This window comes from Eubacteriales bacterium mix99 (assembly GCA_038396605.1).
Classification (GTDB): domain Bacteria; phylum Bacillota; class Clostridia; order Caldicoprobacterales; family DTU083; genus UBA4874.
Genome location: CP121690.1, coordinates 575,271 through 590,723, shown reverse-complemented (window position 1 = coordinate 590,723; position 15,453 = coordinate 575,271). Strand labels below are relative to the sequence as shown.

The following is a 15,453-nucleotide window of genomic DNA, read 5'->3' as shown; positions in this document are numbered from 1 at the left end:
CGATGAAAGAACTGACAAAAAAATTCAGAAGGTTGAAAACATCCATCGGAGGGAACCGGGAGCAGGTTCGCTATGAGGACACTTTTGGAATGCCCGGGGAGGAGCAGGCTCATATTACCACGCCGTCCAGATGGAACACGCGGATTCTGAGCGAACTGGAATTTGCCATGAACCTGTCGCAGAAGCGGAAAGGCGAATACGATCCGGCGATGGAAAACGCCCTGGATTATCTGCTTTCCTGTGTCCGCGAAAATGGCGTGTTGACAAACCGGGACTGTGAGCATGCAGAGGATCTGCTGGAGGATCTGGAGCAGGCATGCGGGGAGTATCAGCTGATCCTGGCAGCACATGCGCATATGGATATGAACTGGATGTGGGGATTCCATGAAACCGTATCGGTGGTGCTGGCAACGTTCCGCACCATACTGAACATCATGGACGAGTATCCGGATTTTTGCTTTTCCCAGTCCCAGGCGGCTGTCTATAAAATTGTGGAAGACTACGATCCTTCCCTTATGGAACGAATCAGGGCCAGAATAGCGGAAGGACGCTGGGAGGTAACCGCCAGTGCCTGGGTGGAAACGGACAAGAACATGCCGAATATGGAATCCCTGCTTCGGCACATTCAGTACACGAAGGAGTATTTGTCCAAAACCTGGGGCGTTTCACACTTTGATGTGGATTTTTCTCCCGATACTTTCGGGCACAATGGCAACGTTCCGGAAATCAATACCTTCGGGCATGTAAAATATTATTACCATTGCCGCGGCCTGGACGGGGATTACGTCCTGTACCGTTACCGGGCTCCTTCCGGCAGGGAAGTGCTGGCCTACCGGGAGCCGAATTGGTACAATGGGGCAATTACTCCCCATATCGGAGCGGGACTTGTGGAACTGTCCCGGCGGTGTGCCGGCCTGAAAACCGGGCTGGTGGTATACGGTGTCGGGGATCACGGAGGCGGCCCCACCCGGCGTGATATCGAACGGGCAAAGGACATGATGTCCTGGAGGATTTATCCCCGGATCCGGTTCGGGACGATCCGTGAATTTTTCCGGGAGGCGGAAACGGTAAGGGATCAGCTTCCCGTGGTCAGCCATGAGCTGAACTATTTTGCACCGGGATGCTATACGACGCAGAGTCGGATCAAGAGAGGCAACAAGCGGCTGGAGGCAGCACTGACGGATGCAGAGGATCTTTCGGTCATGGCCGGAAGTCTGGCAGGCTTTGTCTTTCAGCGGGATCGGCTGGTGAAAGCCTGGCAGGATGTGCTGTTTACCCAATTTCATGATATCCTGACCGGATCCTGTGTCCAGGATTCCAGGGAACATGCCATGGGGCTCTATCAGACCTCCATGGCGACGGCAAACACGCAGCTTTCGAATGCCATGCTGGCCATTTCGGAACAAATCGATACTTCATCCATTTCAACGGATCCGGATCCGTATGATTCCCGGTCCGAGGGAGCCGGCGCCGGATACGGCGTGGAAAACTTTGCCGGAGCTCCCGCTGCAGAGCGGGGTATGGGAAAGACAAGAATTTTCCATATCTTCAACACCCTGCCGGAAGAGCGCAGGGAAGTCGCGGAGCTTTCCGTCTGGGACTGGACGGGAGATCTGAAGCGCATTGCTGTGACGGGTCCGAATGGGGAAACCGTGGAGCATCAGCTGCTGGACGACGAGCTGCAGCAGTATTGGGATCATAAATTTTTCCGCATTCTGGTGGATGTCACGGTGCCTGCCTTCGGATATACCACAGTGATTCTTTCCGAAACGGAATCCGAAGCCTATCCGGTTTATTTTCAGACAAGAGAAAGGGTCTCTTCCCTTTATTCGGATCGGATCCTGAAAAATGACAAAATAACAGCGGTCCTGGATGCAAAAACGGGGCGGCTGTGTTCCCTGAAGTCCAATGCCGGCGGTAGGGAACTGATTGCCGGGGAAACCGCAGGGCTCACCTATGTTGAAACGGAAAAATACACATCCAGTGCTTGGCAGATCGGCCGGCACATCCGGAGTATTCCGGTGGATCAGTGCGTCCGGCTGGAAGAGACAGCCCGGGGACCTTTGCGGGAAAGTGTGAAGGCAACTTATAAAATTGCAGATTCCGTGATTGAGGTGGTCTATACCCTGGATAAATATCAGTCGGGAGTCCGGATCGATATCACCGTCGACTGGAAGGAAGTCGGAGGGGATATCGTTCCTGTATTGGATTATCGGATCCCGGTTTCCTATCCGGTCAGCGGATATTTGTATGATGTCCCGGGAGCGGTGGTAAAACGCGGGGATCTGACCAATGATGTGCCGGCACTGCAGTATGGGATGGCCGCAGGGGGCGGGGCGGAATCGTTGATTCTGGCAAGCGACAGCAAATACGGCTATAGGGGAAACGGGAACACGCTGGCCCTGACCCTGATCAACAGCTCGACGAGCCCGGATCCCTATCCGGAAAGGGGAATCCACCCTATCCGTCTGCTGATCGGGACGGCAAGAGAAGATGCGGGAGCGGCGGAAAGGATGTCTGCCTGTTTTCGCCATAAATTGTTTTATCAGTCTTCCGGCTCCCATTCCGGCAGTCTGCCAATGAAGCAAAGCCTGCTGAAAATGTCGGCAGAAAATATTGCCACGACTGCCGTAACGGCTGCAATGGACGGCGCCGTTCTGATACGGGGATACAATGCGTCCGGCAGGATGGCCCGGGCGGAGTTGCTGTTTGCAAAAAACGTTGCCTCCGCAGAATTTGTGGACCTGGATGAGAATCCGGTAAAGGGAGTCCTTGCCGCAGACGGCAGGGCTGTCACAATGGAAGTGGATCCGTATTCCATTTTTGAAGTAAAGATAAGAGCCTGAAACAAAGGCAATGCTGTTTCTGCAGTCTGCAAGTGGCGGACGTCTGCTGCAGACCTGCGGAAATTGTCGAAAGATCAGATGAAATACCGTATTGACTCTTTTTGAAATTTGCTTTATACTATTTGTACAGTTTCATGTTAAATTAAATCCCCTAATGCATAGTGTTGCTTTTCTGTTGTTCGTATGATATGCTTTCGTCATACGGAAATGCAGGAGGGATAGAATGGAACGGGCGAAATCACGCAGGAAAACGCCATGGGAAGGGACTGAAAACATGACTGCGACACAGAAATTTTTGCAGGGACGCTACATTGCCAGCTACGAAAGCCGCCATCAGAAGGTTGCCGATAGTTGCGAAGCCGAGATGATTAATTCCCACATCCCCGCTAAATGCCCATACTGCGGGGCGGAAGGCTTTAAGAAGAGCGGCCATACGCGCAGCGGGGTGCAACGCTATATGTGCATCTGCGGCAAAACCTTCCTGCCCACTACGGGCACGATTTTCGATGAACACCGGATCCCAATCAGCGAATGGACTGACTACTGCTTAAATTTATTCCACCACGTAAGCATCACCGCTGACTCCTGGAACAACAAAAACGCATTCAGAACGTCCAGATACTGGCTTCAGAAGCTCTTCTTGACGCTCGAAGGGGTGCAGGACGGGGTCGTCCTGTCGGGCGACATCTGGCTCGACGAAACCTTCTATTCCGTCCGGGCGGAAGACATGGTGCGGAAGGACAACGGCGACAAGCTGAGAGGGCTGTCTATGAACCAGCTCTGCATTGGCGTTGCCACAGACAAGAAAAACAGTGTGGTTCTGCTGGAGGGCACGGGCAAACCTTCGCAAAAGAGGACATTTGAGGCATTCGGGGAACATATCAGACAAGGGTCGCTCTTAATCCATGACGGCGACACCTCGCACAGCCGCCTGATTAAGAAGCTTTCGCTGAAAAGCGTAGTGCATCCTTCTAAATCCTTAAAAGGGATGCCTGACAATGTGAACCCTATGAATCCGGTCAACCGCGTTCACGCCATACTTAAAAACTTCCTGAATTCTCACAGCGGCTTCAAACACGAGGACATACAAGGATATCTGAACTTGTTTGCGTTTGTCACAAACCCGCCAGCCGAATTGTTGGAAAAAGTAGAGCGTGTGATAAATTTGGGATTTCAAAATCCCAGATTGCTAAGGTATAGAGAATTCTATGCTACTAATACTGATGTTGAAACGTAATCAAGCAACACTATGCATTAGGGGATTTTTTAAATTTGTACGACAATGTAGCAGATTATACAAGAAATTATGAGGGAAATTGTCAAAACGATTCAATCAACTGAATGATTGTAAACTGTCACAGGAAAGAGGGCATTGTTTTATGATTCAACTGTCTCCCCGGAGGCCATCGCCCCGTCGGATGAAAGTTCGATGGAAAGATAATATTTCATTGTTTTTGATGACCGTTCCCGGGATCCTTGTTTTTATCTGTTTTTCCTATATGCCGCTGTATGGACTGCTGCTGGCGTTCAAAAATTTCATCCCCCGCCTTGGAATATGGGGCAGTCCCTGGGTTGGCTCATTAAACTTTCAATTCATGTATAACAATGCAACGTTCTGGCTTTCCTTGCGGAATACCCTGCTGTACAATGCCGCATTTCTGGTTACGGGAATTATTTGCCCTATGCTGTTGGCGATCGGATTGAACGAGCTGCTGAGCAAAAAGCTGGCGCGTACCCTTCAGACCTTTGTGATCATGCCTCATTTTGTTTCCTATGTGGTTGTTTCCGTCATTGTTTTTGCACTGTGCAGTGCGGACAACGGCATGATCGCACATCTTCTGGATTCCATAGGATCCCCCCGTATTGCCTTTTACAGTAAGACCAAATACTGGCCGTGGATTCTGAACATCATACATATCTGGAAAAGCACCGGATATTCCAGCATTATTTATATGGGAGCCCTTACCGGCATTTCTGATGAATATTATGAAGCAGCAGTAATTGATGGAGCTACGAAGTGGCAGCAAACCCGTTACATTACCATCCCCTTTTTGATTCCCATGACGGTGATCCTGGCTATTTTACGTGTTGGGGGGATGTTCAGTTCCAACTTTGATCTCTTTTACCAGGTTCCCCTGAACTCCGGGCAGCTGTATCCCGTGACCAATACCATCGATGTTTTCGTATACAATATGCTTCGTACCAGCAATAATGTCTCGCTGTCTTCCGCAGCTGGATTTTTCCAATCCCTGTGTGGCTTTATTCTGGTCGTCACGGTCAATTGGATCACAAGGAAGATCGACCCGGATTTGGCAATGTTTTAAAGGAGGATCCATTATGGCAAAAAGGAAACGGGGGTATCGTCCCCTTGCTGTGAAACCGCAAACCAATGTAATTTTATCCATATTGGTTAGTCTCTTTGCATTATTTTGTTTTTTACCGATTTTGTTGATTTACATTGGCTCGTTTACTGCGGAGAAGGCAATCAAGATCAATGGATTCAGCTTTCTTCCGGCTAAGTGGAGCGTCTCATCGTATCAGTACCTGTTCAAGGACGGTGGACAGATTCTCCAGTCCTATTGGGTCAGTATTTCACTGACCATATTTGGCACGGTTTTGTCCCTCCTGATTATGACACTCTATGCGTATGCCATTTCCCGGGAGGATTTTGCCCTGCGCAGGCAGCTTACCTTTTTTGCGTACTTTACCATGCTGTTTAATGGAGGCATGGTGGCTTCCTATATCGTCAACACCACTGTCTTTGGATTGCGCGATTCCTACTGGGTGCTGCTGCTTCCCACGCTGTGTTCCGCTTACAATATCATTGTCCTGCGCACTTTCTTTACTTCCCTGGGGACCGAATCCCTGATTGAGGCGGCCAAGATTGACGGAGCAGGTGAGCTGCGGATTTACGCCCGGATTATTCTGCCCATCAGCAAGCCTGCCCTGGCCACCATTGGGTTGTTTACGGCCATTGCCTACTTCAGCAAATGGTTTGAGGTGATGCTTTATATTGAAAACAGCAAACTGTATACCATACAGTATCTGCTGCAGCGGGTTATGAAAAATCTGGAGTTTTTACGCTCCAACCCGGAGTTTGCCATGTCGGAGGGTGGAGTGGAGCTTTTGGAGAACCTGCCCGGCGAATCCATGCGGATGGCGCTTACCGTGCTGGCCATGACGCCGGTTCTGGCATTTTACCCTTTTTTCCAGAAATACTTTGTCAAAGGCCTGACCCTTGGATCGGTTAAGGGCTGAGTGCGTTCGGTGTCCACTGTTTGCGGATTTAAAATAGATACTGCAAAGCATAAAAGGAGAGAATATTATGAAGAAACTCATCAAAGCCATTTCATCCATTCTGCTGATCGTGTTGCTCTTCACCGGATGTGCAGGCGGCTCAGACAATACCGGGACATCCGGAAACAAAACCCCGCTAAAAACAAACAAGGAAACGACGGGAGAAACAGCCGATCCAAAGGATCTTCCTCCCTATGAAATTGTCTGGTATTCTCTGGGGAAGAAAGCAGAAGATCATCAGGAAGTGGTGGACGAGGTCAGCAAGCGCATGAAAGAGAAATTCAATGCAACATTGAAGCTGATTCCCCATGAATCCTCCGAGCATGATGAGAAGTTAAACATGTTGGTATCCAGCCAGGAAAAGTTTGATCTGACTTTTGTGAGTACCCATTATGCGGATTATGTAGCCAAGCAGGCATTTGAGCCCCTGACGGATCTGCTTCAGAAATATGGGAAGACCATGCTTGATGTTTATCCGCAGAATCTGTGGGATTCAGTTACGATCAACGGCGAGATTTATGCCATTCCCACCCATAAATACTCCTGCCAGCATGTGCTGTACAACCTGAGCCGCACCGAAGCCGAGAAGGTTGGGGTGGATGTGGATAAGGTGAAAGATTGGGAAAGTTTCAAGAATTTTATGGTTGATATGAAGGAAGCCGGCGGTGACCCCAACGGATACGTGGGAAATATGAGTTTCTCCGTGTTTTCCGCACTGTACCCCATGGAAGCCATAACTGGTGACGATCGGGATCCGGGCGTTGTCGTCATAGGGGATAAATCATACGCCAGCCAGAAACGCAATGTTGTGTTCAACCAATACGATACTCCCGAATTCAAGGCATTCTGCGAGGATGCCTATATGCTGGGTAAGAAAGGATGCCTGCCCCGCGATCCGGATACCACAGTGGAGCTGGGTAAGTTTGATCCTGCCGTTTCCACACAGGACTCCATGGCCAAGCGCACTCCCGGTTATGAAAAAACCTACGGGGTAAAGCTAAAACCCTATTTTGTGAACAATGCAACCCAGACAACTTCCAAGATATATGGCTCCATGAACGCGATTTCTGCCACATCAGAGGATCCTGCCCGGGCCATGATGCTGGTGGACCTGCTGAACTCCGACGTGGAGTTTGCGGACCTGTTCTTTTACGGAATCGAAGGGAAGCACTGGGGGAGAAATGAGGAGGGACAGATTGATCTTTCCATGTATCTGAAGGAAGGCGAGACAAGGCGTTATGATATGACCGCCTGGGCGTTGCCTGGCTTTCTGACGGCAGAGCCGGATACCAGCCTGCCATTGGATATGGTGGACCGCTATGATAAATTTGCCGATACTTTGCTGGCGGCTGATAACCTTGGATTCGCTCTGGATGAGACTCCCATCATGACGGAGCTGGCTGCGGTGCGCTCTGTCGTGCAGGAATATGTGGATCCGCTGATCAAGGGACTTTCCAACCCGGATAAGGAACTGCCCAGGTTTCTCAAGGCACTGGAGTCCTCCGGCGTGGATCGGATTATCGATGAACAACAGAAGCAGTTGGATGCATGGCGTAAGAAGCAGGGAAAATAATCAGCAGGGAACCCCCCAATTTATTGATGGGGGAATTGCAAAATCGGTGTTAGCGTAAAGTTACCGTAGGGATTAAGAGTAATAAATTACCATAAGGATTGAAAAGAAGGTGGCATCCTGCTAAAATATTGATCATCAACAAAAATATCAAGAAAGGGTGCCACCTTCCATGTACAGTATACAAGATTTTAACGAGTTTGCAAGAAAAACAGAAAATAAGGTAAGAAAATTTTTAAGGGAAGGTAAGGATCTGGCGGAACTGACTCTGGGGCTGCAGGAGGATCTGTTTGAACTTGGTCGGAATATACTGGTGGAGACTCTTGAGGGGATGGATGAACAGCTTCGAAAGTCCGGGGTCAGGAAAAACAATTGGGAGATTGTCAGGAAAGATGAGACAGGGATCTTAACGACCTTTGGAACGATCAAGTATAATAGAACGTATTTTAAGCCAAAGAGTGGTGGCAAAAGGAAATATCTCGTTGATGAGCTTGTTGGTCTTAAGCCACATGACAGAGTGAGTGCAGATGTGGTGATCAATGTGGTGGAAGAGGCCATAGACAGCAGCTACAGGAAAGGTGGAGAAAGAGCCGGATATATGGATGAAATAAGCAAGCAGGCTGTTATGGATAAAATACATAACCTTGAGATCAGCGAACATGAGCATAAGGTGGACAAGAAGAGGGATGTCAGGATACTGTATGTTGAAGCAGATGAAGATCATGTTTCCCTGCAGGGAGAAGACGATAAAAGCAAGATAGCTATGCCCAGGCTGGTTTATGTTCATGAAGGCGTAGATCCCGAAAAAAGCAGCCAAACGAGGACCAGACTTAAAAACGTTAAATATTTTGGCGGCATGTATGATGAGAGTGAGGATCTGTGGCTGGAGGTCATAGAATATATAGACAAGCAGTACAACATGGATTTCATTGAAACCATATACCTTTCCGGGGATGGGGCATCATGGATTAAGGCCGGGCTTGACTGGATTCCCAAAAGCAAGTTTGTGCTGGACAATTTTCATCTTAAGAAATATATGATAACTGCGACTGCACACTTAAACGATGGAGACATCTATCAGGAGTTGAAGGATGCATTGGATTGGCCGGACAAGGACATGGTCAAGGATGTTTTCAAGAAGATCCTCAAACGAACGGTTTCCAAAACGAAGAGGAAGGCAGTTAAGGATGCCAGACGGTACATATTGAATAACTGGCATGGAATAGAGATAAAGGCTGATAAGGGCCATGAACTGATAGGATGCAGTGCCGAAGGTCATATAAGCCATGTGTTTTCAAGCAGGCTAAGCAGCAGGCCTAAGGGATGGTCTGAAAAAGGTGTTGCCAGGATGTCCAAACTTATCGTATATAAGAAAAATGGCGGCAGGATCTATGACCTGGTTATGGCACAGAAGCTTAAGGAGAAGGAGAACAGGAAACATGAATTGCAGGATGAATTAATCAAGGAAGTAAGGAAATCATCAGAAAGCAGATATGCTGGTTCATGGAGTAGCAGCCCAACTGTAATTACCATGGGGAAAAAGACAGGGCTGTTTAATGAGATGAGGAGTATGGCCGGAATACGCTATTAGGCCCTTCATAAAGCTCGTTATGGCGTTTTTAATAGCCGGGACGACATAGATCAAGCGTTTATGCCGCGAAAGCTGCTTGATAACGAGAAGTCGGTGTGGTAGCATTGAGGTACGGCAGCAACCGCTCCAAAGCCTATCCCGCTGTTAGAGATGGCTGCTGCCGACATCTGCCGTAAGCCACACCGGCAGAGGCTCGTTGTCAAGCAGATCGTGGAATAAATGCAGCTGACAAGATTGATTGCTGTTAAAATTAATGAAATCAATCAAGACCACTGTTGCTAGTAAGAATATTTCAGGATGTCTCTATTCTTTCTTTCCCTACAGTAAATTGACGCTATCAAAGCGGTCCCGGAAAATGCAGCTTTCCGGATGTTGTGGTATAATGAATCCTGGTTGTTTTTTGAACGGCATGTACTTTTCATAAACAAGGTTATTTCCTGGAGGAATCGATTTGCAAAAACTATATGATGAAAATGCTCCCTGGTATCGGGGCAATCTGCACACCCATACCACACTTTCAGATGGACATCTGGATCCGGATGAGGCAATCCAATACTATAGGAAGGAAGGTTATTCCTTTCTGGCAATTACGGATCACCGCAGGTTTTATCAATATAATGAGGAAAAAGGCTTTACCCTGCTGGGCGGCACCGAATTGGATGACAACGATTTTGAAAATCACGCTGCCTGGCACATTATTGGAGTCGGTATGACAAAAGCCGCCCGGTATACCAGGGGGGACAAGGCTCCCTGTATGATACAGGCCGTCCGTGAGGCAGGCGGGATTGCCATCCTTGGCCATCCTGTCTGGTCCCTGCTTACCCACCGGGACATGATATCACTGGACGGCATCTTTGCAACTGAAATCTACAGCGGTGTTTCCGAAGCCTGCACGGGCCGGGGGGATTCGTCGGAATATGTGGATATCTGTGCGGCAAAAGGCTGCAGGCATATGCTGCTGGGCGTGGATGATACGCATTATTACGACCGGGATGTGTTTCAGGCGTGGATTATGCTGCAGGCACCCTCCCTCTCCCGGGAAGATCTCATGGCCTCCCTGCTTGCAGGGAATTTCTATGCCACGGAAGGGGGGCCGGGTTTCCGGCAGATCACGGTAGACGGGGATACCATTGAAGTGCAGTGTGAACCTTCCCAGGTTGTTACATTCTACAGCGATGCCTTTTACTGTGATGATCGGGTACAGTACGCTGCAGCAGCTCCGATCCGCTCTGCCACCTACAAAATCAAAAAATCGGATTCCTTTGTGCGGGTGCAGCTGACGGACGAAAAGGGGAAACGTTCCACCAGCCAATATATTGAAGTCAACCGGAAACCGGTATGAAAATCAGGATTCATTCCATATCCAAAGGTGTTTTTCCTGTGGGAGGGCCAAATGCTTTGTTGATTTCCTTCCAGTCTTCCTCAGCGATGGAAAGCCGGAGCACTTCCGCATTCTGCCGGACATGAGCAGGCGAACCTGCCTTGGGAATGGCAACCATATTGTCCTGCCGAAGGACAAAAGCAAGCAAAAGCTGCATGATGCTGATCCGGTACTTTTCAGCAATGCCCAAAAGAACCGGATCCCGCAGCAGGTTCCGGTGCGTTCTCCGCAGGGTGCCGGCCTGTGCCAGCGGACAGTAGGCCATGGCTGCAACATGATGGGACGTCAGCCATGGAATTAGATCGTATTCAATTCCCCTTGATCCCAGGTTGTACAGAACCTGATTCACCGCACAGTTCCTGCCGCCCGGCAGGCTCCAGAGTTCCTCCATGTCGGAGGTATCGAAGTTTGAAACGCCCCAGCGTCGGATTTTACCGGACTGCACCAGTTTCTCCATGCATTCCACCGTTTCCGATAAAGGTATGCTTCCACGCCAATGCAGCAGATAAAGGTCAAGGTAATCAGTCTTTAGCCGCTTCAGAGTCGCGTCGCAGCTTTTGAAAATGTCCTCTCTGCCGGCATGATACGGATAAACCTTGGAGACGAGCAGATATTCCTCCCGATGTCTACCGCTCAATGCTTTCCCGATCAGCTCCTCTGATTTTCCATCGCCGTACATTTCTGCGGTATCAATCAGATTGATTCCCAGGTCCAGACCCAGTCGGAGCGCGTCTATTTCGTTTTGGGCCTTTTTCGGATCTTCCCCGATATGCCAGCCTCCCTGCCCTAGGGCAGGGAGAGGCATTCCGTTTGCAGAAACAGTGGCAGGGATTGACTTGTCAATTGATTTGTTCATGCTGTATCCTATCCTTCCTTTATGGCAGATCGTTGCCGGCAGCCAGATAGATTTCGTACCATTCCTCATGGGTGAGGCGGATCCCGGTGGCTTTGATGCAGTCCTTCAGATGCTCCTCATTCATGGTCCCTGTGACCGGCTGCATTTTGGCAGGATGGCGGAGCAGCCATGCCATGGTGATGGTGGTGTTGCTGACCTGATATCGTGCGGCAATTTCATCAATCTTCGCATTCAGCTCCGGGAATTTTTCGTTGTTCAGGAATACGCCTCCGAAGAAACCGTATTGGAAGGGGGACCAGGGCTGTATGGTGATATCATTCAGGCGGCAGAAATCGAGGACGCTTCCGTCACGGTCTTCCGCCGGATCGTCCAACATATTGACATGGAGTCCCTGCGTAATCATATTGGCATTTGTGATGCTGAGCTGCAGCTGATCGGCCAGGAGGGGCTGTTTTATGTATTTCTGCAGCAATTGGATCTGCATGGGCTTCTGATTGGAAACCCCAAAATGATGCACTTTGCCGGTTTCATACAGCTGGTCAAAGGCCTCGGCCACTTCCTCCGGCTCCATCAGTGCATCGGGGCGATGCAGCAGCAGAACGTCAAGATAGTCTGTTTTCAGCCTCTCCAGGCTGCCGTCCACCGCTTCCAGGATATGTTTCTTTGAAAAGTCATAGGAACCTTTTCGTATTCCGCATTTGGACTGCAGGAATATCTTCTCACGAACCGTGTCATTCATGTGAATCGCGTCTGCGAACCGCTCTTCACAGGCTCCATCGGCGTATACGTCCGCATGGTCAAAATAATTTGCACCTGCATCCAGCGCCGCGTGGACAAAATGCTCTGCTTCCGGCTTGCCCAGCCTGTTGATGCGCATGCAGCCGACTGCGATGGTGGGGACCTGAAGATCTGATTTTCCCAGCTTGATCGTTCTCATAACAGATAACCTCCCTTAATTTTTGTACTCATGGAATGACTGCAGAGATACAGAGGAATTACGAATGAATCCGTAAACTATTATAATTATAACCCTGTAGTATATCTGTATTATAAACCTTTCCGTTCACTTTGACTCAACAGATTGGCAAAATTGGCAAAAGAGGAATCCCATAAAATAAAAAGGGAGCTGCCGCAAAATCAACTTTTCAGTAAATTTTGCGGCAGCTCCTTTTTAAATGATCTGCCAGGAAGAGAATCAGGCAGGTCGTCCCGGCTTCCCATAATGGGGAAGATCACAATATACCAATCACCTGTGGAGAGCTTTCAGTACACTCCTTGCTTTTTCACTGACCTTCGGGTCAGGATCATTGATCAGGCCTCTGACATGCTCGATTGCATTTTTGCTGTTGATCTTTTCCAGGGATTCCAGGGCAGCAATACGGATTTCCGGATTTCTGTCACGAAGGTAGGTAATGAGGATATTGAAAGTCTGCTCATCCTTGACGTTGCCCATTGCTTTGGCAAGGGCCAGTTTCAGGTTCTCCTTCCTGGTGCCGGCGGCTTTGACCAGCTTCGCAGCCTTCCCGCTTTGTCCCCATTTTGCAATTTTTTCTTCCGATAATCCCATCATTGAAACCCACTCCTATTCCAGATATAGTTTTTATAGTGTTCATTATACAAGGTATGTTTGAACTTAATATGAACAAATTCTGATTATGATACATTTTATGAGAATTTTCAACAAAATTTTTACACAGATACTTCCCATCTTAATATATGGATATGCAGGATGCCTGCGGATTCTTCCAATCTCCGCAAAAGAAGAAACGTTCAGTTATTTCTCTGTCATGCGAAGCTTCCTGGCGATCCTTATTGTGCCATACGATTCCCTGCGGCTTTTTTGTCTAAATGATATATCAATATCGCATTTTATTTGGCAGATATGAGATTTGTCCAATAAATACTAATTTATGTCCAATGTAATATTATTGGGCATATCCTATAATAATATATGTCATTCGTAATGGAAATATCTCAAGGGAGGAAGGATACCATGAGTAGAAGAGTAAAGGCCGAATGTTCTGCTTCTGGCGCTGTTTCCATCGGTCAAAGGTCCAGGAGCGGGACACGGAAAAGGATATGGAAATATCGATATATTTATCTTTTTTTACTGCCTGCCGTCATATGGTTTATTGCATTTGCCTATACGCCTATGGTCGGACTTCTCCTGGCTTTTAAAGATTTCAAGTACAATATGGGAATATTGGGCAGTCCATGGGTAGGGCTCAAGTATTTTAAAAATTTTTTGTCGGATCCCATGTTTTTTCGGGTGATCCGGAACACGCTGAAAATCAGTTTGCTGAAAATGGCTTTTGGATTTCCGGCGCCCATTATACTGGCCCTCATGATCAATGCGGTAACGAACAGTAAGTTCAAAAGAACGGTGCAGACAGTATCCTATATGCCGTATTTTGTATCCTGGGTGGTTGTCATAACCATGTTGTCCAAATTCCTTTCTCCTACCAACGGATTGATCAACGATATACGGGTTCAAAAGGGATTGGAGGCGATTTATTTTCAGGGAAAGCCCAATCTGTTCTATCCTTTGGTGATACTGACAGATATATGGAAGAACATCGGCTGGAATTCCATTATATATCTCTCCGCCCTGACAGGCATTGACCCCGGGCTGTATGAAGCAGCGGAAATTGAAGGAGCCGGAAGATGGGCAAAAACCTGGCATATTACGCTGCCGGGCATTCGTCCGACCATCGGCATCCTGTTCATCATGAATCTGGGCGGGATATTGAATGCAGGATACGAACAGATCCTGTTGATGCAGACGCCTCCTGTAATGGATGTCGCCGAGGTGCTGGACACCTATGTTCTGCAGAGAGGTCTGAAAATGAATCAATTTGGGTACGCCACGGCGATCGGGCTCTTCTCCAGCGTTATTTCATTGATCCTGGTGGTTGTGACAAACTATATTTCCAGGAAAACGACAGAAGTGTCATTATGGTGAAGGAGGGGAAGGCATGGAAAAAGCAGCCGGTTACAGACGAACAATAGGCGATCGGATTTTCGACGGGATCAATTATCTGCTGCTGTCGATTCTGGGCTTCACCACGTTATATCCCTTTATTTATGCTTTGGTGCTGTCCTTTAACGACGGGAATGATGCATTGAAAGGGGGGATTTACTTCTGGCCGAGGAAATTCACTCTGGACAATTACTATAAGGCGTTTCAGAACCCCAACATATCCAGTGCTTTCCAGATATCGATTGCACGGACAGTCCTTTCCGTGGTCCTGTCCGTATTTTTGACGGCTATGCTGGCATATGCCCTGTCCAAGAAAGGGATGCCCGGGCGGAAATACTTTGTGATGTTCTTCTATTTTACCATGCTGTTCGGCGCCGGACTGATCCCCAAATATGTGATATACCGGAAAATGAATCTTCTCAACAACTTCTGGATTTATGTGCTGCCGGGTTTGTACAATTTCTATAATGCAATTGTCATGAAAACCTATTTTGACGGCATACCCGACAGTTTATCCGAAGCGGCAGAGATTGACGGATGCAGTGAACTGCAGACATTTTTCCGGATCATTCTGCCGCTGTCCATGCCGGTTCTGGCCACCATTTCCCTGTTTGTCGGAGTGGGAAGCTGGAATGACTGGTTTACCGGTGAGTATTTTATCAACAAAGCCGAACTGGTTTCTGCGGCGACCCTGCTGAACAAGCTTCTGAGTGAAGCAAGTTTTGAGAGTTCAGCAGGAGCAAATGGGTTTGAAAATATAAATGAGTCCATTCGCCAGAACAGTAATGTGACTCCGGAAGCCCTGAGAATGACATTCCTGATTATTCTTACAGTTCCCATATTATGCATCTATCCCTTTTTACAAAAATATTTTGTGAAAGGAGTTATGATCGGATCCATCAAGGAGTGAACACGGCAGGTGAAATCGTCAT

General features: G+C 48.3%; 12 protein-coding genes. 9 read left to right on the top strand and 3 right to left on the bottom strand.

The annotated features are described in order from the left end of the window. Positions 1–2: 2 nt before the first annotated feature. From QBE55_02355 to QBE55_02325, 7 genes are all read left to right on the top strand, one after another. Positions 3–2,846: a glycoside hydrolase family 38 C-terminal domain-containing protein gene (locus tag QBE55_02355; GenBank protein WZL79033.1), complete on the top strand. Its 2,844-nt coding sequence runs from the start codon at positions 3–5 to the stop codon at positions 2,844–2,846. 223 nt (positions 2,847–3,069) lie between these two features. After that, positions 3,070–4,083, top strand: coding sequence for a transposase (locus QBE55_02350; GenBank protein ID WZL79032.1), 1,014 nt, complete (start codon positions 3,070–3,072; stop codon positions 4,081–4,083). A 142-nt stretch (positions 4,084–4,225) separates the two neighbouring features. Then, on the top strand, positions 4,226–5,170 hold the full coding sequence (locus QBE55_02345) for an ABC transporter permease subunit (protein ID WZL79031.1): 945 nt from the start codon (positions 4,226–4,228) through the stop codon (positions 5,168–5,170). 13 nt (positions 5,171–5,183) lie between these two features. Further along, positions 5,184–6,104 (top strand): carbohydrate ABC transporter permease, encoded by a 921-nt coding sequence (locus QBE55_02340; protein WZL79030.1) that lies wholly within the window; start codon positions 5,184–5,186, stop codon positions 6,102–6,104. A gap of 67 nt (positions 6,105–6,171) precedes the next feature. After that, positions 6,172–7,716 (top strand): extracellular solute-binding protein, encoded by a 1,545-nt coding sequence (locus tag QBE55_02335; protein ID WZL79029.1) that lies wholly within the window; start codon positions 6,172–6,174, stop codon positions 7,714–7,716. Between the two features lie 169 nt (positions 7,717–7,885). Further along, positions 7,886–9,304, top strand: a complete 1,419-nt coding sequence (locus tag QBE55_02330) for an ISLre2 family transposase (GenBank protein WZL79028.1) — start codon at positions 7,886–7,888, stop codon at positions 9,302–9,304. 451 nt (positions 9,305–9,755) lie between these two features. Continuing rightward, complete coding sequence (locus QBE55_02325) at positions 9,756–10,646, top strand: PHP domain-containing protein (protein ID WZL79027.1); 891 nt, start codon at positions 9,756–9,758, stop codon at positions 10,644–10,646. Between the two features lie 10 nt (positions 10,647–10,656). Here the strand turns inward: QBE55_02325 and QBE55_02320 are convergent, their stop codons facing one another. The 3 genes from QBE55_02320 to QBE55_02310 all read right to left on the bottom strand — a co-directional run bounded on the left by QBE55_02320 (position 10,657) and on the right by QBE55_02310 (position 13,111). Then, the gene (locus tag QBE55_02320; GenBank protein ID WZL79026.1) at positions 10,657–11,541 is read right to left on the bottom strand and encodes an aldo/keto reductase; all 885 of its coding nucleotides are present in this window, start codon (positions 11,539–11,541) and stop codon (positions 10,657–10,659) included. A 19-nt stretch (positions 11,542–11,560) separates the two neighbouring features. Further along, entirely contained in the window at positions 11,561–12,478 is a 918-nt protein-coding gene (locus tag QBE55_02315) for an aldo/keto reductase (protein WZL79025.1), read from the bottom strand. A 309-nt stretch (positions 12,479–12,787) separates the two neighbouring features. After that, complete coding sequence (locus QBE55_02310; GenBank protein WZL79024.1) at positions 12,788–13,111, bottom strand: HEAT repeat domain-containing protein; 324 nt, start codon at positions 13,109–13,111, stop codon at positions 12,788–12,790. A 423-nt stretch (positions 13,112–13,534) separates the two neighbouring features. On the opposite strand from QBE55_02310, the gene QBE55_02305 reads away from it, so the two are divergent. Both QBE55_02305 and QBE55_02300 read left to right on the top strand, forming a co-directional pair. Beyond that, positions 13,535–14,503 (top strand): ABC transporter permease subunit, encoded by a 969-nt coding sequence (locus QBE55_02305; GenBank protein WZL79023.1) that lies wholly within the window; start codon positions 13,535–13,537, stop codon positions 14,501–14,503. Between the two features lie 13 nt (positions 14,504–14,516). Next, on the top strand, positions 14,517–15,431 hold the full coding sequence (locus QBE55_02300) for a carbohydrate ABC transporter permease (GenBank protein WZL79022.1): 915 nt from the start codon (positions 14,517–14,519) through the stop codon (positions 15,429–15,431). Positions 15,432–15,453: the final 22 nt, after the last annotated feature.